This window comes from Phycicoccus sp. 3266 (assembly GCF_031456495.1).
Classification (GTDB): domain Bacteria; phylum Actinomycetota; class Actinomycetes; order Actinomycetales; family Dermatophilaceae; genus Pedococcus.
Window position 1 is genome coordinate 344,490 of the sequence record NZ_JAVDUW010000002.1, and the last position, 20,149, is coordinate 364,638.

The window sequence follows — 20,149 nt, forward strand, 5'->3', positions numbered from 1 at the left end:
GCCACTCACGGCATACGAAGTAAGAGAAGAAAGGACGCCCACCATGGCGAAGCTCTCCACCGACGAGCTCCTTGAGGCCTTCAAGGAGATGACCCTCATCGAGCTCTCCGAGTTCGTGAAGCAGTTCGAGGACACCTTCAACGTCACCGCTGCGGCCCCGGTTGCCGTCGCGGCTGCCGGCGCCCCCGCCGGTGGCGGCGAGGCCGCCGCCGCCGAGGAGCAGGACGAGTTCGACGTCATCCTCGAGTCCGCTGGCGACAAGAAGATCCAGGTCATCAAGGAGGTCCGCGCGCTGACCTCCCTCGGCCTGAAGGAGGCCAAGGACCTCGTCGACGGCGCTCCGAAGCCGGTCCTGGAGAAGGTCGACAAGGCTGCTGCCGACAAGGCCAAGGAGGCCCTCGAGGGCGCCGGGGCCACCGTCACCCTCAAGTGACCTCGCGCTCCCTCTAGGGAGCACGAACTCCGCGAAGGCGGGTCCGACCACGGTCGGGCCCGCCTTCGTGCGTCCCCGTGTGTTTGCGTTGTCCCTACGCCTGGCGGCGCAGGGGCTTGTCGCCGATGCGGGCCACGTCCTGGGCGAACCGCGACGGCAGCCCGGTGGGGCGCACGCTGCCGTCGGGCGCGACGACCCGGACCACCGAGTCCCACGGCCCCGGTTGCTCCACGTGGTCGACGTCCGCCCATGCGACCGGACGGCGCAGCGGCATGCGTATGCCGGTGGCGTCGACGACCACCTCCTGCCGCCGGTTGGCGAGGTATGCCGCGCTGCCGGTGAGCAGCACCCACACCACCTGGCCCACGACCCGTCCCTGCGGCAGACCGCGGACCACGTCCGCGACCAGGCCGGCCACCGCGACGAGCGGCACCAGGCACGAGGCCACCCGCAGCCAGCGCGGCACGGGGGAGCGGATGTCCCACCGCAACGTGTCGTCGGCCATGGGACGAGCATCCCCGACCCGCGCGCTTCCCGCCGGGGGAGTCCCCAACGGCCGCTTCGTCCGACATGCGGCCTTCGCTACCGGGCCGTAACCTGCGACGGCCCGACTCGTTGTGCTGTGCGAACCGGGGCCCTCATCGGGCATGCATTTTCACGACGAGGTGAGACGTGGGCACAGAGATCAAGGTCGTGGGCCTGACCAAGCGATTCGGGTCGCAGCTGATCTGGAACGACGTCACGCTGACCCTCCCTGCAGGCGAGATCTCCGTCATGCTCGGCCCCTCGGGCACGGGCAAGTCCGTCTTCCTCAAGACCCTCGTGGGCCTGCTCAAGCCCGACGCCGGCTCGATCTGGATCCAGGGCCAGGACCTCACCCGGCTGCGCGAGCACGACCTGTACGAGGTGCGCAAGCTCTTCGGCGTGCTGTTCCAGGACGGTGCGCTCTTCGGCTCGATGAACCTGTTCGACAACGTGGCGTTCCCGCTGCGCGAGCACACGAAGAAGTCCGAGACCGAGATCCGGAACATCGTGCTCGAGAAGATGGAGCTGGTCGGCCTCCAAGGCGCCGAGGGCAAGCTGCCCGGCGAGATCTCCGGCGGTATGCGCAAGCGCGCCGGCCTGGCGCGGGCCCTGGTGCTCGACCCCGAGATCCTGCTCATCGACGAGCCCGACTCGGGCCTCGACCCGGTGCGCACGAGCTACATCAACCAGCTCTTCATCGACCTCAACGCCCAGATCGAGGCGACGTTCCTCATCGTCACGCACGACATCAACTCCACGCGCACCGTGCCCGACAACATCGGCCTGCTCTACCACAAGCACCTCGCCATGTTCGGGCCGCGCGAGATGCTGCTGAGCTCGGAGGAGCCGGTCGTGCGCCAGTTCCTCAACGCCCAGACCATCGGCCCCATCGGCATGTCCGAGGAGAAGGACGCCGACGAGCTGGCCGCCGAGTCCGGCCAGGAGCTGCCGCCCCTGCCCCCGATCCCGCTGCAGCTGCGCACCAGCGACGGCTCGCCGCGCCGCGGTGAGCGCCCGGCGGGGGAGTGGTGCCGCGCCAACGGCGTCACGCCGCCTCCCGGTTCGTTCGAGTCGCACCACGCCGGCCTGACCACGCCCCGTGCCACGCAGCCCGAAGAGGCCCTGTCATGAGCAACCCGCTCACGGGTGCGCTGCGGCAGAGCGGCTCGCTCTTCGCGCTCGTCCTCGACGTGGTGCGTGCGCTGCCCCGTCGGCCGTTCCAGGCCAAGGAGTTCATCCAGCAGTGCTGGTTCATCGCCTCGGTGACGATCGTGCCGACCGCGCTCGTCTCGATCCCGTTCGGCGCCGTCATCGCCCTCCAGCTCGGCACGCTGACCCGCCAGCTGGGCGCGCAGTCCTTCACCGGCGCTGCCTCCGTGCTCGCCGTCATCCGTGAGGCTTCCCCGATCGTGACCGCGCTGCTCATCGCCGGCGCCGGCGGCTCGGCGATCTGCGCCGACCTCGGCTCGCGCAAGATCCGCGAGGAGATCGACGCCATGGAGGTGCTGGGCATCAGCCCGATCCAGCGGCTCGTCGTCCCGCGCGTGCTCGCCGCGATGCTCGTGGCCCTGCTCCTCAACGGCCTGGTGTCGGTCGTCGGTGTGGCGGGCGGCTACTTCTTCAACGTGATCATCCAGGGCGGCACGCCCGGCGCGTACATCGCCTCGTTCACGGCGCTGGCCCAGCTCGCCGACCTGTGGACCTCCGAGATCAAGGCGGTGATCTTCGGCTTCATCGCCGCCGTCGTCGCCTCCTACAAGGGCCTCACCGCGGGCGGCGGCCCGAAGGGTGTCGGCGACGCGGTGAACCAGAGCGTGGTCATCACCTTCATGTTCCTGTTCGTCGTGAACTTCGTCGCCAGCGCCGTCTACTTCCAAGTCGTCCCCCAGAAGATCTGAAGGAGGTGCCGGAATGAGCAAGGTCATGGACCTCGCGGGTCGCCCCGGCCGGGCGCTCGACAGCCTGGGCGAGCAGATGCGCTTCTACGTGCGCTCCCTCGCCTGGAGCCCGCGCACCCTCCGCCGCTACAAGAAGGAGGTCATCCGGCTGCTCGCCGAGGTCTCCCTCGGCTCCGGTGCCCTGTCCGTCATCGGCGGCACCGTCGGCGTCATCGCCTTTCTCGCCTTCTTCACCGGCAGCCAGGTCGGCCTGCAGGGGTACTCCTCCCTCAACCAGCTCGGCACGGGCGCGTTCACCGGCTTCGTCTCGGCCTACCTCAACACCCGTGAGATCGCCCCGCTGGTCGCTGGCCTGGCGCTCGCCGCCACGGTGGGCTGCGGCTTCACCGCCCAGCTCGGCGCCATGCGGATCTCGGAGGAGGTCGACGCCCTCGAGGTCATGGGCATCCCGTCGCTGCCGTTCCTCGTGACGACCCGCATGATCGCCGGCTTCGTGGCCGTGGTGCCGCTGTACGTGCTCGGCCTGCTCTCCTCCTACGGCGCGACCCGCTTCATCGTCGTCCACTACTTCGGGCAGTCGGCGGGCACGTACGACCACTACTTCCACCTGTTCCTGCCGCCGATCGACGTCCTCTACTCCTTCCTCAAGGTCATGGTCTTCGCGGTCGTGATCATCCTGATCCACTGCTACTACGGCTACACCGCGTCCGGCGGCCCGGCCGGCGTCGGCGTGGCGGTCGGCAAGGCCGTGCGGACCTCGATCGTGGCCATCAACATCGTGGACTTCTTCTTCTCCCTCGCCGTGTGGGGCGCCACCACGACCGTCCGGATCGCGGGGTAGCAGATGTCGCAGCACCCCGAGGACGGCGTGGGACCCGCGCGCGGCTGGATGTCGCGCCTGGGCAACCGCGCGTACGGCGTCGGCTTCGTCGTGGTCGTGCTCCTGCTCGTCGGCCTGTCCGTGGCCTCCTTCCAGAAGCGCTTCACCCCCGTCGTGACCGTCACCCTCCTCACCGACCGGGTCGGCTCCCAGCTGCAGGCGTCCTCCGACGTCAAGCTGCGGGGGCTGATCGTGGGCGAGGTGCGCAAGGTCGAGACGACGGGCAAGGGCGCGCGCCTGGTGCTTGCGCTCGACCCCTCGACGGTCGACCTGATCCCGGCCGACGTCTCCGCGCGGCTGCTGCCCAAGACGCTGTTCGGCGAGCGCTACGTCGACCTGGTCTCGCCGCAGGCGGGCAGTCCGGCGCGGCACCTCGAGTCCGGGGACACGATCCGGCAGGACCGCACGAGCGTGGCGATCGAGCTGGAGAAGGTGTTCGACGACCTGTTGCCGCTGCTGCGGACGGTGCGTCCCGACAAGCTGGCGACGACCCTGAACGCGCTGGCGTCGGCGCTGGAGGGCAGGGGGACGCGGCTGGGCCAGAACCTGGTGCTGGTGGACGACTACTTCAAGGCTCTGAACCCGAAGATGCCGGTGATCAAGGCGGACATCAGCGGGCTGGCGGACCTGGCGAGCACGTATGCCGTGGCGGCGCCGGACCTGGTGCGGGCGGCGACGAACCTGATCACGACGAACACGACGATCGTGACGAAGAAGGACCAGCTGGCGGGCTTCCTGGCCGGGACGGCCGGCTTCGCGAACACGACCGCCGACTTCCTCGACGCGAACGGTGACCGCATCATCCGCGTCGGGCAGGTCAGCCGCCCCAGCCTCGAGCTCTTCGCCCGCTACTCGCCGGAGTACCCCTGCATGGCGCAGGCCCTCACCAACTGGATCCCCCGCATCGACCAGGCCTGGCGCGACGCGACCTTCCACATCACCGTCGAGACCACCCCGCAGCGTCAGGGGTACCGCCCTGGGGAGGAGCCCCGCTGGGGCGAGCACCGCGGCCCGACCTGCTACGGCCTGCCCGACCACTACGGCAGCCAGGCGAACCCGCGCAAGGGCATCCACTTCGCCGACGGCACCTCGGCCTCCGGGTCCAGCGCCGGCAGCGCGCTGCCGGGCATGTTCGCCGGGACCTCCGGCGTCGGCATACCCGACCCGGACGCCGGCCTCGCCGGGACCGAGCAGGAGCAGGCACTCGTCTCCGCCCTGCTCGGCGCACAGCGCACCAGCGGCTCCACGGCGATCACCACCCTGCTCGCCGGCCCCATGCTCCGCGGATCGGTGGTGAGCCAGCGATGAGCACCCGTGCCAGTCTCGTGAAGTTCATCGTCTTCGTCGTCGCCACCCTGCTCGCGACCGGGACGCTCGCGGCGACGATCGCCAACACCCAGTTCGGCGACAAGAACACGTACCACGCGGTCTTCCAGGACGTCACCGGCCTCGCCGCAGGCCAGGAGGTCCGGATCGCCGGTGTGCGCGTCGGCGAGGTCAAGGCCATCGCCGTGGACAAGGACCGCATCCACGCCGACGTCACCTTCGACGTGCTCAAGACGAGCGTCCTCACCGCCGGCACCAAGGCCACGATCAAGTACCGCAACCTCGTCGGGGAGCGCTACATCGCCCTCACCCAGGAGGTCGGGGGAGCCACGCCCCTGAAGGACGGCGCGCGCATCGGGCTCGACCACACGCAGTCGGCCCTGGACCTGACGACGCTGTTCAACGGGTTCAAGCCGCTCTTCGCGGCCCTGTCGCCCAAGGACGTCAACGAGCTGTCGTCCAACATCATCAGCGTCCTGCAGGGCGAGGGCGGCAACATCAACTCGCTGCTGGCCAAGACGGCGTCCCTGACCTCCACGCTCGCCGACCGCGACGCCGTGATCGGCCGCACCATCGACAACCTCAACGCCGTGCTCGGCACCGTCGACGCCCACGACGCCGCCCTCAAGGAGCTCATCGACCAGCTCCAGCGGTTCGTCTCCGGGCTGGCGGCCGACCGCAAGACCATCGGGGCCTCGTTGACCAACATCAACTCGCTCACCGCCCAGACCGCGGACCTGCTCCAGGTCACGCGCCCGTCGATCAAGGACGACGTCTCGCAGTTGCGGGCGCTGGGCCAGAACCTCAACAAGCCGTCCAACACCGCAGCGTTCGAGAAGTTCCTCTCGACCTCCCCGGGCAAGATCAACACGATCACCCGGACCGCGACGTACGGCTCCTGGTTCAACTTCTACATGTGCGACTTCAGCGGCTCGGTCGTCATCCCCTCGGCGGGACCGGGGCTGCCCGCCGTCAAGGTGCCCCTGGAGAAGCCGGCCGCACTCTCCGCTGCGAGGTGCAAGTGAGCATCCCCTTCCGTGAGCGCAACCCGGTCCCCATCGGGGCCGCCGGGCTGACCGTCATCGCCGTCCTGCTCGTCCTGGCGTTCAACATCGGCAACCTGCCCCTGCTCGGCGGCGGCCGGCACTACAGCGCGGCCTTCTCCGAGGCCGGCGGCCTGCTCAAGGGCGACGACGTCCGCATCGCCGGCGTCAAGGTGGGCAAGGTGGAGAAGGTCGACCTCGCCGGCGACCACGTCGTGGTCGACTTCAAGGTCACCGAGCCGGTGAAGTTCGGCACCCAGACCGGCGCCTCGGTGCGGATGAAGACCCTCCTGGGGCAGAAGTACCTCGCCCTCGAGCCCGGCGGGACCGGCCAGCTCAGGGCCGACTCGCAGATCCCGCTCGACCGCACGGTCTCCTCCTACGACATCGTCAACGCCTTCACCGACCTGGCGACGACCAGCGAGCGGATCGACACCGACGAGCTGGCGAAGTCGCTGACCACGCTGGCCACCGAGTTCAAGGACAGCCCCGCCGACGTCCGGGCCGCGCTCGACGGCCTCGGCCGGCTCTCGCGCACCATCGCCTCGCGCGACGCCCAGCTCAAGCAGCTGCTCGCCTCGGCCAACAGCGTCAGCGGCACGGTCGCCCAGCGGAACAAGGCGGTCGAGTCGATCATCAAGAACGCCGACCTGCTCATGGTGGAGCTCAACGCCCGCAAGGACGCCATCCACACGCTCTTCACCAACACCTCCGCCATGGCCCAGCAGATCACCGGCCTGGTCCGGGACAACCGGGCCGAGCTCAAGCCGGCCCTCGACCAGCTCACCAAGGTCCTGGCCACGCTGCAGAAGCACGAGCAGGACCTCAGCGACACGATCGCCGCGATGGCGCCGTTCACGCGGCTCTTCGCGAACGTCCTCGGCAACGGCCGCTGGTTCGACACCTACATCGCGAACCTCACGACCCCCGTCGCCGCGCCCGGAGGTGGCAACTGATGGCCCGTCGTCACTCGCTGCCGCGCCTGCCCCGCGTGGGGCTGGTGGGCAAGCTCGTCGCCGCCCTCGCCGTCGTGGCCCTCGCCGCCGGTGCGTACGCGTTCTGGCCGCGCCAGGACGCGGTCCACGTGACGGGGGAGTTCACCCGCGCCGTCGGCCTCTTCCCCGGTTCCGACGTCCGCATCCTCGGCGTCCAGGTCGGCAAGGTCACCGAGGTCACGCCCATGGGGGACAAGGTGCGGGTCCGGTTCGAGTTCGACCGCAGGTACAAGGTGCCGGCCGACGCCCAGGCCGCGGTCGTGGCCCCGTCGCTGGTGAGCGACCGCTACGTGCAGCTGCTCCCGGCATACCACGCGGGTCCGGTCATGAAGGACGGCGCGACGATCCCGCTCGACCGCACCGCGGTCCCCGTCGAGCTCGACCGGATCTCCCAGAGCCTGGACGACCTGCTCGTCGCCCTCGGTCCCGACGGGGCGAACAAGAACGGTGCCTTCTCGGAGGTGCTCAGGACCGGCGCGGCCAACCTCGACGGCCAGGGCCAGAAGCTGCACGACACCAACCACGACCTGTCCAAGGCGCTCGAGACCCTCTCCGGCGGCCGCAACGACCTGTTCGGGACGGTGAAGAACCTGCAGACCTTCACGACGATGCTGGCGACCAACGACGACCAGGTGCGCCGGCTCAACGCCGACCTCGCCACGGTCTCCCAGCAGCTCGACGGGGAGCGCGACGACCTCGCCGCCGCCCTGAAGAACCTCGCGGTCGCCCTGAGCGAGGTGAGCTCGTTCGTCCACGACAACCGGGCCGCGCTGACCACCAACCTCGACCAGCTGGCCTCGGTCACCGGCACCGTCGCCAAGCAGCGCGACGCGCTCGCCGAGACCCTCACCAACGCCCCGGTCGCCATCAGCAACCTGCAGAACGCCTACAACCCCGCGACCGGCACCCTCGACACCCGCGCCAACATCAACGAGAACCTCAAGCTCGACAACCTGGTGTGCAGCCTCGTCGAGGCGAGCAACAACCCGCGCGCCGCTGCCATCTGCTCGCAGGCCAAGAAGGCGCTCAAGCCGGTCGAGGACCTGCTGGGCCAGCTCTCGGGCGCCGGGGTGAAGCTGCCGGTCAACCTGCTGTCCGCGATCCCGCAGGGCGGGACCGCGACCGGCGCCGCCGCGTCGTCCGCCGCCCCCGCCGTCGTGGTCAACGGTGCCGACCCGACCCTGGGCGGCCTCCTGGGAGGTGCACGATGACGACCCCGTCCCGTATGCCGCGCCGCCGGGCGCTCGTGGCGCTCGCCGTGGGTGCCGCGGTGGTGTCCGTGAGCGGCTGCCAGGGCGCGTTCGACCTGCCGCTGCCCGGCGGCGCCGCCCAGCACGGCGACGTCATCCGTGTGACCGCCGAGTTCGCCGACGTCCTCGACCTCGTGCCGCAGTCCTCGGTCAAGGTCGACCAGGTCACCGTCGGGTCGGTCGAGAAGATCGAGCTCAACGGGTGGACCGCCCGGGTCACCCTGCGCATCCCCAAGTCCGTGGACCTGCCCGACAACGCCGTCGCCGAGCTCAAGCAGACCTCGCTGCTCGGCGAGAAGTACGTCGAGCTCGCACCGCCCACCGGGGCCGCACCGGAGGGCCGCCTGCGCGACGGCGACAACATCCCGATCGACCGCACGGGGCGCAACCCCGAGGTCGAGGAGGTGCTGTCGGCGATGTCGCTGCTGCTCAACGGCGGTGGCGTCGCCCAGCTCAAGACCATCGAGACCGAGCTGAACAACGCCATGCGGGGCAACCAGACCCAGATCCGCGACGTCATCAAGCAGCTCGACACCTTCGTCGGCGGCCTGGACCAGCAGAAGGCCGAGATCGTCCGGGCCATCGACAACATCGACAAGCTGGCCGCCAAGCTCGAGGCGCAGAAGGACGACCTGGCCAAAGCCCTGGAGTCGATGCCCAAGGGCCTGAAGGTCCTGGCCGACCAGCGCCAGCAGCTCGTGCAGATGCTCCAGGCCCTCAGCCGCCTCGGCGACGTCGGCACCCGGGTCATCTCCCAGAGCAAGGCCGACACCGCGGCCAACCTCAAGGCCCTGCAGCCGATCCTCAGCCAGCTCACCAAGGCGGGCGACGCCCTGCCGAAGTCGATGCAGCTGCTGCTGACCTACCCGTTCTCGGACGGCACCACGGCGGCCATGAAGGGCGACTTCACCAACATGTCGGCCGACCTCGACCTCAACCTCAAGGACCTTGCCGGCAACCTGTCCAGCGGCTCGGGCAGCGGCTCCGGCGGCGGCTCGGGCGGCGGTGGCGGCGGCCTCGGTCTGCCGATCCCGCTGCCCACCGGCACCCTGCCCACCGGCGGCCTGCCCAGCCTTCCCGCCCCGACGCCGTCCAGCACCCCCACGACGCCCGTGTGCTCGATCCCGATCCTGTGCTCGGGAGGTGCCGGATGATCCGCCGAGGGGTCAAGGTCCAGCTGTTCGCGTTCCTGATGATCACCCTGCTCACCGTGTCGGTGCTGTCGGCCAAGTACGTCGGCCTGTACGACCGGGTCGCGGGTGGCCAGTACCGCATCTCGGCCGACTTCGAGCAGTCCGGCGGCATCTTCGTCGGCTCCGAGGTGTCCTACCGCGGGGTGACCGTGGGCCGGGTCGAGCGGCTGCGGCTGTCCAGGGACGGCGTGCTCGTCGACGCCCGGATCAACCGCGGGGTGGAGATCCCCAAGGACACCCGGGTCGTGGTCGAGAACCGCTCCGCCGTGGGCGAGCAGTACCTCGACTTCCAGCCCCGCACCGGCTCGGGCCCCGACCTCAAGGACGGGGACACCGTCCCGCGCCAGGACACCGGCTACCCCCTGCGGGTCGACAACCTCCTGCTGCACCTCGACCACACGGTCAACTCGGTCGACAAGCGTGACCTGCAGGTCGTCGTCGACGAGCTCGGCAAGGGCTTCGCCGACGGCGGCACCGACCTGCAGCGCCTGCTCGACAGCGGCGACCGCCTGACTCGCTCCGCCACCGAGGCCCTCCCGCAGACGGTCAAGCTCCTCGACGACGGACGGATCGTGCTGGACACCCAGCGCGACACCTCCGGGCAGGTCAAGACGTTCGCGTCGGACTTCGCCGACCTCACGGCCACCCTCAAGTCCTCCGACGGTGACCTGCGCCTGGTCCTCGACCGCGGGGCCGTCGCCTCGCAGGAGCTTCAGACCCTCATCCGCGACAACCAGGGCAACCTCGCCACCCTCCTGGCCAACCTCATCACCATCGGGCAGGTGACCACCTCCCGGGTCGACGGCATCCAGCAGCTGCTGGTCACCTACCCCGACGTCGTGGCGGGCGGGTACACCGTCGTGCCGGGCGACGGCACCGCGCACTTCGGGCTCGCGCTCGCACAGAGCCCGCCGGTCTGCACCCAGGGCTACGGCGGCACCAAGCGGCGCTCCCCGACCGACACGTCCGGCGGCAAGGCGAACACGTCCGCGCGCTGCACCGCGCCCCGGGGCTCGGGCACCACGGTGCGCGGGGCCCAGAACGCCCCCGGCCCCTCCTCGAGCACGGGCTCCGCCGTGCCGCTGGCTTTCGGCGACCAGCCCGTATCCCCGGGGATGGCTGCCTCGTTGGGCATCCCGACGCCACAGGTGTCGGTCCCCACGCCCCCCACGGACGGCGGCTCCGACCCCTCGTGGCTGTGGATCATGAAGGAGGCTGCTCGATGACCACGTTCACCACCCACGCCGGGAGGGCGGTGACGGCGACCGAGCGCGACCCCGCGCCCGAGCCGAGCACGGACACCAACCCCCGCACCGGGCCGAAGGCCCTGAACCTCACCCCCAGGCACGTGTGGCTGCTCGCCGCCGTGGTCCTGGTCGCAGCCGTCGTGCTCGCGGCCACCTCGGGCCGCGAGTGGTATGCCGCGCGGCAGACCGACCAGGCGCACGCCGCGGCGACGGCGGCGGCGCGCCAGCTCGCCATCAACTTCGTCACGGTCGACTACCAGAAGGTCGACGCGGACACCGCGCGCGTGCGGGCCGGGGCGACGGGGGAGTTCCTCAAGAGCTACTCCGCGTCGGTCGACGAGCTGAAGAAGGTCCTCGTCGCCAACCAGACGGTCTCCACGGTGCAGCGCTCCGAGGCCGCGCTGGTCTCGGGCGACCGCGACTCGGCCGTCGCCCTCGTCGGCGTCGTCGCGCCGACGAAGAACACGGCGGTGCCGGCCGGCGAGACCAAGACATACCGGATGCGCCTGGACCTGCGGAAGGTCGGCGACACGTGGAAGGTGGAGAACCTTGAGTTCGTCGGGTGACTCCAGGACGGCCGCGCGGCGCCGGATCGCGGGGGAGCGGGGCCGCTCGCGCCCCCAGGCAGCGGTCCCGGCCTCCTCGCAGGCGCGCGAGGCGCCGTCGACGCCGGCCCCGGCTCCTGCTGCGCAGAAGCCGCGCAGGCAGGCGGCACCGGCACAGGCTGCACCGGCGCAGGCGGCGCCGGCTCGGGCAGCACGCCCGGAGGCGACCACGGCGTCCTCGACGGCCGCGGTGACCCCGTCCCACGGACGGCGCCGCTGGGTGGCGCCCGTGCTCGTTCTGGTGGCGAGCCTTGCCGCCCTCGGCGTCGTGCTGGGCCTGGCCCTGCAGGACGGCGGCGCCCAGGACCGGGCCGACCGGGCCGCGGCCAGCCAGGCCAGGACCTCCGTCGAGCAGCTGCTCAGCTACAACTACAAGACGATCGACGGGCAGGCCGCCCAGGTCGAGGGCCTGCTGACGGGGTCCTTCAAGGGCGAGTTCACCAGCGCCATGGACAAGACGATCAAGCCGATGGCGGTCAAGAACCAGACCGTCGTGCAGGCCAAGGTCTCCGACGTGGGCGTCATGAGCTCTTCGCCGACCACCGTGAAGGTCCTCGCGTTCGTCAACCAGGCCCGGGTCGGGGCCGACCAGAAGCAGCCCGTGGTCGACCAGAACCGGGTGATCGCGACCATGACGAAGGTCGGCGACCGCTGGCTGGTGAGCAAGGTGGACGCCTTCTGACCCGGCCGCCGCACCCCGCCTGACCTGCGACGACGCCCCGGACGGGGCGTCGTCGCAGTCGTCCCGGGGGCCGGCACGCGCGCCACGCCGTCCGTTCCCCTTGACGATCCGCCCTTCGCCCGTCATCCTCGTCTGCGTCGATCCGAAACCCGGGGCTTGCGGCCCCGGCGAGACCCCCGTCGACAGCCCTGGTGAAAACCGGCTGGACGCGGTTGGACAGTCCTGCCCTCGTGGGTCTATGCTCATCCTTTGCGCTGCCCTCTTTCGCCGACCCCATCGACACCTGCCCTTCGCCGTGCCCTCCGGCACGGATCCGTGGCCGGTGCTCCTCGTGGCCGACATGGTGGTCGGCGCGGCATCGGTTTCAACACAAGGCCCGTGGAAGGACCCCTCCTTGGCTGCCTCGCGCAACGCGACTCAGACTGTGTCCACCGCACGGACGGCTTCCGGCCGTCTGTCCTTCGCGAAGATCCGCGAACCCCTCGAGGTCCCCGACCTCCTGGCTCTCCAGACCGAGAGCTTCGACTGGCTCCTCGGCAACGAGCGCTGGCAGGCCCGGGTCGCCGAGGCGAAGGCCGAGGGCCGGGGCGACGTCCCCGACCGCTCGGGCCTGGAGGAGATCTTCGAGGAGATCTCGCCCATCGAGGACTTCAGCGGCTCCATGTCGCTGTCGTTCCGTGACCACCGCTTCGAGGAGGTCAAGTACTCCATCGAGGAGTGCAAGGAGCGGGACCAGACCTACTCCGCCCCGCTGTTCGTCACGGCGGAGTTCATGAACACCACCACCGGCGAGATCAAGAGCCAGACGGTCTTCATGGGCGACTTCCCGCTCATGACCGAGCGCGGCACCTTCATCATCAACGGCACCGAGCGCGTCGTCGTCTCCCAGCTGGTCCGCAGCCCGGGCGTCTACTTCGAGCGCACCCCGGACAAGACCTCCGACAAGGACGTCTACACCGCCAAGGTCATCCCGAGCCGTGGCGCCTGGCTCGAGTTCGAGATCGACAAGCGCGACATGGTCGGCGTCCGCGTCGACCGCAAGCGCAAGCAGTCGGTCACGGTGCTCCTCAAAGCCCTCGGCATGACCGAGGCCGACATCCTCGAGGAGTTCGGCGACTACGAGTCGATGCGCCTCACCCTGGAGAAGGACCACACGGCCGGCCAGGACGACGCGCTGCTCGACATCTACCGCAAGCTGCGCCCGGGCGAGCCGCCGACCCGTGAGGCCGCCCAGACCCTCCTGGACAACCTCTACTTCAACACCAAGCGCTACGACCTGGCCAAGGTCGGTCGCTACAAGATCGACCGCAAGCTGGGCGTGCCCGGCGCGCTGTCGGAGTCGGTGCTGTCGGTCGACGACATCGTCGCCACGATCAAGTACCTCGTCGCCCTGCACGCCGGTGAGTCCACCCTCACGGGCAAGAACGGCGAGGAGGTCGTGGTCGAGGTCGACGACATCGACCACTTCGGCAACCGCCGCCTGCGCAACGTCGGCGAGCTGATCCAGAACCAGGTCCGCACCGGCCTGTCCCGCATGGAGCGCGTCGTTCGCGAGCGCATGACCACGCAGGACGTCGAGGCGATCACGCCGCAGACCCTGATCAACATCCGCCCCGTGGTGGCCTCGATCAAGGAGTTCTTCGGCACCTCGCAGCTGTCGCAGTTCATGGACCAGAACAACCCGCTCGCGGGCCTGACGCACAAGCGGCGTCTGTCGGCCCTCGGCCCGGGTGGTCTGTCCCGTGACCGCGCCGGCATGGAGGTCCGTGACGTCCACCCGTCGCACTACGGCCGCATGTGCCCGATCGAGACCCCTGAGGGCCCGAACATCGGCCTCATCGGCTCGCTCGCGTCCTACGGGCGGATCAACGCGTTCGGCTTCATCGAGACGCCGTACCGCAAGGTCGTGAACGGCCGCGTCACGGACGAGATCCACTACCTGTCCGCCGACGAGGAGGACCGGCACGTCATCGCGCAGGCCAACGCCGTCATCGACGCCGAGGGCAACTTCACCGACGAGCGCGTCCTGGTCCGCACCAAGGGCGGCGAGGTCGACTACATCCCGGGTGAGGACGTCGACTTCATGGACGTCTCGGCCCGCCAGATGGTGTCGGCCGCGACCGCGCTGATCCCGTTCCTCGAGCACGACGACGCCAACCGCGCGCTCATGGGCTCGAACATGCAGCGCCAGGCGGTGCCGCTGGTCAAGTCCGAGGCGCCGCTGGTCGGCACCGGCATGGAGTACCGCGCCGCCCTCGACTCCGGCGACGTCGTCCGGGCCGAGGTCGCCGGTGTGGTCACCGAGGTCTCCGCCGACCTCGTCACGGTCGCCGGTGACGACGGCTCGACCCGCACCTACCGGATCGCCAAGTTCGCGCGCTCCAACCAGGGCACCTCGTACAACCAGGTCGTCGTCGTCAACGAGGGTGACCGGGTCGAGGCCGGCGGCGTCATCGCCGACGGTCCCGCCACCGACGGTGGCGAGATGGCGCTCGGGCGCAACCTGCTCGTGGCGTTCATGCCGTGGGAGGGCCACAACTACGAGGACGCGATCATCCTCAGCCAGCGCCTGGTGCAGGACGACGTCCTCTCCTCGATCCACATCGAGGAGCACGAGGTCGACGCCCGCGACACCAAGCTCGGCCCGGAGGAGATCACCCGGGACATCCCGAACGTCTCCGAGGACGTCCTGGCCGACCTGGACGAGCGCGGCATCATCCGCATCGGTGCCGAGGTCCGCGACGGCGACCTGCTCGTCGGCAAGGTCACGCCCAAGGGCGAGACCGAGCTGACCCCGGAGGAGCGCCTGCTGCGCGCCATCTTCGGCGAGAAGGCCCGCGAGGTCCGCGACACCTCCCTCAAGGTGCCCCACGGCGAGACCGGCACCGTCATCGGCGTCAAGGTCTTCGACAAGGACGAGGGCGACGACCTGCCCCCGGGCGTGAACCAGCTGGTGCGCGTCTACGTGGCCAACAAGCGCAAGATCACCGACGGTGACAAGCTCGCCGGCCGCCACGGCAACAAGGGCGTCATCTCCAAGATCCTGCCGGTCGAGGACATGCCGTTCCTCGAGGACGGCACGCCCGTCGACGTCGTGCTCAACCCGCTCGGTGTCCCCGGTCGTATGAACGTCGGCCAGATCCTCGAGCTCCACCTCGGCTGGGCAGCCAGCCGCGGCTGGGAGATCGCGGAGAACCCGGAGTGGGCCAAGCTCATCCCCGAGGACGCACGCCAGGCCCCGGCCGGCACCCGCGTCGCCTCCCCTGTGTTCGACGGTGTGCGCGAGGACGAGATCGTGGGTCTGCTGGACTCCACGCTCAAGACGCGCGACGACGTCCGCCTCATCGACGGCACGGGCAAGGCCCGGCTCTTCGACGGCCGCTCCGGCGAGCCGTTCCCGGAGCCGGTGTCCGTCGGCTACATGTACATCCTCAAGCTGCACCACCTCGTGGACGACAAGATCCACGCCCGCAGCACCGGCCCGTACTCCATGATCACCCAGCAGCCGCTCGGTGGTAAGGCGCAGTTCGGTGGCCAGCGCTTCGGTGAGATGGAGGTGTGGGCGCTCGAGGCGTACGGCGCCGCCTACGCCCTCCAGGAGCTGCTGACGATCAAGTCCGACGACGTCCAGGGCCGCGTGAAGGTCTACGAGGCCATCGTCAAGGGCGACAACATCCCCGAGCCCGGCATCCCCGAGTCCTTCAAGGTGCTCATCAAGGAGATGCAGTCCCTCTGCCTGAACGTGGAGGTCCTCAACAGCGAGGGCACCGCGATCGAGATGAAGGAGTCCGACGAGGACGTCTTCCGCGCGGCCGAGGAGCTCGGAATCGACCTGTCCCGGCGCGAGCCCAGCTCGGTCGAGGAGGTGTGACGGTGGGCCGCGTGGCCGCGCCCAGCGCCGGCCACGCGGCACACCGCCCCTCCTGACGACCACCCCCTTGAGTTCTACCTAGAGACACGAGAGAAGGAACCACGTGCTCGACGTCAACTTCTTCGACGAGCTGCGCATCGGCCTGGCCACGGCGGAGGACATCCGCCAGTGGAGCCACGGCGAGGTCAAGAAGCCGGAGACCATCAACTACCGCACCCTGAAGCCGGAGAAGGAGGGCCTGTTCTGCGAGCGCATCTTCGGCCCCACCCGGGACTGGGAGTGCAACTGCGGCAAGTACAAGCGCGTCCGCTTCAAGGGCATCATCTGTGAGCGCTGTGGCGTCGAGGTCACCCGCGCCAAGGTGCGTCGTGAGCGGATGGGCCACATCGAGCTCGCCGCCCCCGTCACCCACATCTGGTACTTCAAGGGCGTCCCGTCGCGCCTCGGGTACCTGCTCGACCTGGCCCCGAAGGACCTCGAGAAGGTCATCTACTTCGCGGCCTACATGATCACCTCGGTCGACGAGGAGCAGCGCCACAAGGACCTGCCCTCGCTCGAGGCCCAGATCGAGGTCGAGAAGAAGGAGTTCGAGAACAAGCGCGACTCCGACATCGACACCCGCGCCAAGAAGCTCGAGGCCGACCTGGCCGAGCTCGAGGCCGAGGGTGCCAAGGCCGACGCCCGCCGCAAGGTGCGCGAGTCCGCCGAGCGCGAGATGAACCAGATCCGCAAGCGCGCGGACCAGCAGATCGAGCGCCTCGAGCAGGTCTGGGACCGGTTCAAGAACCTCAAGGTCCAGGACCTCGAGGGCGACGAGATCCTCTACCGCGAGATGCGCGACCGGTTCGGCCTCTACTTCGAGGGCGGCATGGGCGCGGCGGCGATCCAGAAGCGCCTGCAGACCTTCGACCTCGAGGCCGAGGCCGAGCTCCTGCGCGAGATCATCGCCACCGGCAAGGGCCAGAAGAAGACCCGTGCCCTCAAGCGGCTCAAGGTCGTCACCGCCTTCCAGGCGACGAGCAACAAGCCCGCGGGCATGGTCCTGGACGCCGTCCCGGTCATCCCGCCGGACCTGCGCCCGATGGTGCAGCTCGACGGTGGCCGCTTCGCGACCTCCGACCTGAACGACCTGTACCGCCGCGTCATCAACCGCAACAACCGCCTCAAGCGACTGCTCGACCTCGGTGCGCCCGAGATCATCGTCAACAACGAGAAGCGGATGCTGCAGGAGGCCGTCGACAGCCTCTTCGACAACGGCCGTCGCGGTCGCCCGGTCACGGGCCCCGGCAACCGTCCGCTGAAGTCGCTGTCCGACATGCTCAAGGGCAAGCAGGGCCGGTTCCGCCAGAACCTGCTCGGCAAGCGCGTCGACTACTCCGGCCGTTCGGTCATCGTCGTCGGCCCGCAGCTCAAGCTGCACCAGTGCGGCCTGCCCAAGCAGATGGCCCTGGAGCTGTTCAAGCCGTTCGTGATGAAGCGCCTGGTCGACCTCGACCACGCGCAGAACATCAAGTCGGCCAAGCGCATGGTCGAGCGGGCCCGCCCGGTCGTGTGGGACGTGCTCGAGGAGGTCATCACCGAGCACCCCGTCCTGCTGAACCGTGCACCCACCCTGCACCGCCTCGGCATCCAGGCCTTCGAGCCGCAGCTGGTCGAGGGCAAGGCCATCCAGATCCACCCGCTCGTCTGCACCGCGTTCAACGCGGACTTCGACGGTGACCAGATGGCCGTGCACGTGCCGCTGTCGGCTGAGGCGCAGGCCGAGGCCCGCATCCTCATGCTGTCCTCGAACAACATCCTCAAGCCGGCCGACGGCCGTCCGGTGACCATGCCCACCCAGGACATGATCATCGGCCTGTACCACCTCACCTCCGAGGTGGAGAACGGCAAGGGCTCGGGCCGCGCGTTCGCGAGCGTCTCCGAGGCCCGGATGGCGTTCGACGCCGGCGAGCTCGAGCTCGGCAGCGTCGTGAAGATCCGGCTCCTGGACGTCGTCCCGGTGCCCGGCACGGAGCTGCCCGAGGGTGTCGAGGCCAACGAGCAGGGCCAGGTCGCCTCGCTCGTGGTCGAGACCACCCTGGGTCGCGCGCTGTTCAACCAGACGCTCCCGGTGGACTACCCGTTCGTGAACGCGGTCGTCGACAAGAAGCGTCTTTCCTCGATCGTCAACGACCTCGCCGAGCGGTACAGCAAGGTGCAGGTCGCGGCGAGCCTCGACGCGCTGAAGGACTACGGCTTCCACTGGGCGACCCGCTCGGGCACCACGGTGGCCATCTCCGACGTCGTCACCCCGCCGCGCAAGATCGAGATCCTCGAGGGCTACGAGACCAAGGCCACCAAGGTCCAGACCCAGTACGAGCGTGGTCTGATCACCGACGACGAGCGTCGCCAGGAGCTCATCGAGATCTGGACGCAGGCGACCAACGAGGTCGCCAAGGAGATGGAGGCCAACCTCCCGAAGACCAACACCATCTACAAGATGGTGTCCTCGGGTGCTCGTGGTAACTGGATGCAGCTGCGGCAGATCGCCGGTATGCGTGGCCTGGTGTCGAACCCGAAGGGTGACATCATCCCGCGACCGATCCGCGCGAACTTCCGCGAGGGCCTCTCGGTGCTCGAGTTCTTCATCTCCACGCACGGTTCCCGCAAGGGCCTGGCGGACACCGCGCTGCGGACCGCCGACTCCGGTTACCTCACGCGTCGCCTCGTCGACGTGTCGCAGGACGTCATCATCCGTGAGGACGACTGCGGCACCGAGCGCGGCCTGACCATGCCGATCGCCCGCAAGACGGCCGACGGCGCGCTGGTCGAGCACGACGACGTGGAGACCTCGGTCTACGCCCGGACGCTCGCGGCCGACGTGGTCAAGGACGGCTCGACGCTGGCCGAGGCCGGCATCGACCTCGGTGACGTCGTCATCGACGCCCTCGTCGCCGCCGGCGTCGAGGAGGTCAAGGTCCGCTCGGTGCTCACCTGTGAGTCGCACGTCGGCACCTGCGCCGCGTGCTACGGCCGTTCGCTGGCCACCGGCAAGCTGGTCGACATCGGCGAGGCCGTGGGCATCATCGCGGCCCAGTCGATCGGTGAGCCCGGCACCCAGCTGACGATGCGTACCTTCCACACCGGTGGTGTGGCCGGTGACGACATCACGCAGGGTCTGCCGCGTGTCGTCGAGCTGTTCGAGGCGCGCACCCCCAAGGGTGTCGCCCCGATCGCCGAGGCGTCGGGCCGCGTGTCCATCGAGGACACCGACAAGACCCGCCGGATCATGCTCACGCCGGACGACGGCTCGGAGGAGCACGCCTACCCGGTCAGCAAGCGCGCGCGCCTGCTGGTCCAGGACGGCGAGCACGTCGAGGTCGGCGCCCAGCTGACGCAGGGGTCGATCGACCCCAAGCAGGTGCTGCGCATCCTCGGCCCGCGTGCGGTGCAGATGCACCTCGTCGACGAGGTCCAGCACGTGTACCGCCAGCAGGGTGTGTCGATCCACGACAAGCACATCGAGGTCATCGTCCGACAGATGCTGCGCCGGATCACGATCATCGAGTCGGGCGACGCCGACCTGCTCCCCGGTGAGCTGGCCGAGCGCGGCCGGTTCGAGAACGAGAACCGTCGCGTGGTGTCCGAGGGCGGTCGCCCGGCCTCGGGTCGCCCCGAGCTCATGGGCATCACCAAGGCCTCGCTGGCCACGGACTCCTGGCTGTCGGCCGCCTCCTTCCAGGAGACGACCCGCGTCCTCACCGAGGCCGCGATGAACGCCAAGTCGGACCCGCTGCTGGGTCTGAAGGAGAACGTCATCCTCGGAAAGCTGATCCCGGCCGGCACGGGTCTCCCGCGCTACCGGAACATCAAGGTCGAGCCGACCGAGGAGGCCAAGGCCGCGATGTACTCGATGCCGAACTACGAGTACGACTACCCGGTGTTCGGCCCCGGCTCCGGCGAGGCGATCCGCCTCGACGACGCCGAGCTCGGTCTGGACTGAGTCTCCCCGCACCACCGAGGGCGGGTATGCCGTGTGGAGACACACGGCATACCCGCCCTCGCGTTGTGCCCACCTGTCGCCGGCCAGTGGTCACGCACCCGCCGAAACGGCCGCTCGGTGACCACCTCGTGGCAACACGTGGGGAGGGATGCGGCATACGCGCGGCACCTGCGGTGTTGTACCGGGGGAATGCCGTGCGGGGGACCGCGGTGGGGTGCT

Annotated in this window: 15 protein-coding genes; 14 read left to right on the forward strand and 1 reads right to left on the reverse strand. The window is 69.5% G+C overall.

The window, feature by feature from the left end; translation table 11 throughout:
• Positions 1–43 precede the first annotated feature (43 nt).
• Entirely contained in the window at positions 44–433 is a 390-nt protein-coding gene (gene rplL, locus J2X64_RS11440; RefSeq protein WP_310154083.1) for a 50S ribosomal protein L7/L12, read from the forward strand.
• Positions 434–527: 94 nt separating this feature from the next.
• Here rplL and J2X64_RS11445 read toward each other — a convergent pair whose 3' ends face one another.
• Positions 528–938, reverse strand: a complete 411-nt coding sequence (locus J2X64_RS11445; protein WP_310154086.1) for a hypothetical protein — start codon at positions 936–938, stop codon at positions 528–530.
• Positions 939–1,105: 167 nt separating this feature from the next.
• Between J2X64_RS11445 and J2X64_RS11450 the strand changes: the two genes are divergently transcribed.
• The 13 genes from J2X64_RS11450 (at position 1,106) to J2X64_RS11510 (ending at position 19,930) form a co-directional block, all read left to right on the forward strand.
• On the forward strand, positions 1,106–2,089 hold the full coding sequence (locus J2X64_RS11450; protein WP_310154089.1) for an ABC transporter ATP-binding protein: 984 nt from the start codon (positions 1,106–1,108) through the stop codon (positions 2,087–2,089).
• Positions 2,086–2,856 (forward strand): ABC transporter permease, encoded by a 771-nt coding sequence (locus J2X64_RS11455; protein WP_310154092.1) that lies wholly within the window; start codon positions 2,086–2,088, stop codon positions 2,854–2,856. The genes J2X64_RS11450 and J2X64_RS11455 overlap by 4 nt, the downstream gene beginning before the upstream one ends.
• A gap of 13 nt (positions 2,857–2,869) precedes the next feature.
• Positions 2,870–3,697, forward strand: coding sequence for an ABC transporter permease (locus J2X64_RS11460; protein ID WP_310154096.1), 828 nt, complete (start codon positions 2,870–2,872; stop codon positions 3,695–3,697).
• A gap of 3 nt (positions 3,698–3,700) precedes the next feature.
• A complete protein-coding gene (locus J2X64_RS11465) occupies positions 3,701–5,044 on the forward strand; it encodes an MCE family protein (RefSeq protein WP_310154098.1) in 1,344 nt (447 codons plus the stop codon).
• Positions 5,041–6,087 carry an MlaD family protein gene (locus J2X64_RS11470; RefSeq protein WP_310154102.1) on the forward strand — a complete coding sequence of 349 codons (1,047 nt, stop codon included), beginning with the start codon at positions 5,041–5,043 and terminating at the stop codon, positions 6,085–6,087. Before J2X64_RS11465 ends, J2X64_RS11470 begins: the two co-directional genes overlap by 4 nt.
• Positions 6,084–7,061, forward strand: coding sequence for an MCE family protein (locus J2X64_RS11475; protein ID WP_310154107.1), 978 nt, complete (start codon positions 6,084–6,086; stop codon positions 7,059–7,061). Before J2X64_RS11470 ends, J2X64_RS11475 begins: the two co-directional genes overlap by 4 nt.
• Entirely contained in the window at positions 7,061–8,311 is a 1,251-nt protein-coding gene (locus J2X64_RS11480) for an MCE family protein (RefSeq protein WP_310154110.1), read from the forward strand. Before J2X64_RS11475 ends, J2X64_RS11480 begins: the two co-directional genes overlap by 1 nt.
• Positions 8,308–9,504 carry an MCE family protein gene (locus tag J2X64_RS11485; protein ID WP_310154113.1) on the forward strand — a complete coding sequence of 399 codons (1,197 nt, stop codon included), beginning with the start codon at positions 8,308–8,310 and terminating at the stop codon, positions 9,502–9,504. Before J2X64_RS11480 ends, J2X64_RS11485 begins: the two co-directional genes overlap by 4 nt.
• Positions 9,501–10,769 carry an MlaD family protein gene (locus J2X64_RS11490; protein WP_310154116.1) on the forward strand — a complete coding sequence of 423 codons (1,269 nt, stop codon included), beginning with the start codon at positions 9,501–9,503 and terminating at the stop codon, positions 10,767–10,769. Before J2X64_RS11485 ends, J2X64_RS11490 begins: the two co-directional genes overlap by 4 nt.
• Positions 10,766–11,356, forward strand: a complete 591-nt coding sequence (locus J2X64_RS11495) for a hypothetical protein (RefSeq protein WP_310154117.1) — start codon at positions 10,766–10,768, stop codon at positions 11,354–11,356. Before J2X64_RS11490 ends, J2X64_RS11495 begins: the two co-directional genes overlap by 4 nt.
• On the forward strand, positions 11,340–12,077 hold the full coding sequence (locus J2X64_RS11500; RefSeq protein WP_310154120.1) for a hypothetical protein: 738 nt from the start codon (positions 11,340–11,342) through the stop codon (positions 12,075–12,077). The genes J2X64_RS11495 and J2X64_RS11500 overlap by 17 nt, the downstream gene beginning before the upstream one ends.
• Before the next feature lie 394 nt (positions 12,078–12,471).
• The gene (rpoB, locus tag J2X64_RS11505) at positions 12,472–15,948 is read left to right on the forward strand and encodes a DNA-directed RNA polymerase subunit beta (protein ID WP_310154123.1); all 3,477 of its coding nucleotides are present in this window, start codon (positions 12,472–12,474) and stop codon (positions 15,946–15,948) included.
• A gap of 103 nt (positions 15,949–16,051) precedes the next feature.
• The gene (locus J2X64_RS11510) at positions 16,052–19,930 is read left to right on the forward strand and encodes a DNA-directed RNA polymerase subunit beta' (RefSeq protein WP_310154127.1); all 3,879 of its coding nucleotides are present in this window, start codon (positions 16,052–16,054) and stop codon (positions 19,928–19,930) included.
• The last annotated feature ends 219 nt before the right edge of the window (positions 19,931–20,149 follow it).

What these genes read in the sequence shown, in the direction of transcription:
- rplL (WP_310154083.1), top strand. Translation starts at nt 44, where the DNA reads ATGGCGAAGCTCTCCACCGACGAGCTCCTTGAGGCCTTCAAGGAGATG.
- J2X64_RS11445 (WP_310154086.1), bottom strand. Translation starts at nt 938, where the DNA reads ATGGCCGACGACACGTTGCGGTGGGACATCCGCTCCCCCGTGCCGCGC.
- J2X64_RS11455 (WP_310154092.1), top strand. Translation starts at nt 2,086, where the DNA reads ATGAGCAACCCGCTCACGGGTGCGCTGCGGCAGAGCGGCTCGCTCTTC.
- J2X64_RS11460 (WP_310154096.1), top strand. Translation starts at nt 2,870, where the DNA reads ATGAGCAAGGTCATGGACCTCGCGGGTCGCCCCGGCCGGGCGCTCGAC.
- J2X64_RS11465 (WP_310154098.1), top strand. Translation starts at nt 3,701, where the DNA reads ATGTCGCAGCACCCCGAGGACGGCGTGGGACCCGCGCGCGGCTGGATG.
- J2X64_RS11470 (WP_310154102.1), top strand. Translation starts at nt 5,041, where the DNA reads ATGAGCACCCGTGCCAGTCTCGTGAAGTTCATCGTCTTCGTCGTCGCC.
- J2X64_RS11480 (WP_310154110.1), top strand. Translation starts at nt 7,061, where the DNA reads ATGGCCCGTCGTCACTCGCTGCCGCGCCTGCCCCGCGTGGGGCTGGTG.
- J2X64_RS11485 (WP_310154113.1), top strand. Translation starts at nt 8,308, where the DNA reads ATGACGACCCCGTCCCGTATGCCGCGCCGCCGGGCGCTCGTGGCGCTC.
- J2X64_RS11490 (WP_310154116.1), top strand. Translation starts at nt 9,501, where the DNA reads ATGATCCGCCGAGGGGTCAAGGTCCAGCTGTTCGCGTTCCTGATGATC.
- J2X64_RS11495 (WP_310154117.1), top strand. Translation starts at nt 10,766, where the DNA reads ATGACCACGTTCACCACCCACGCCGGGAGGGCGGTGACGGCGACCGAG.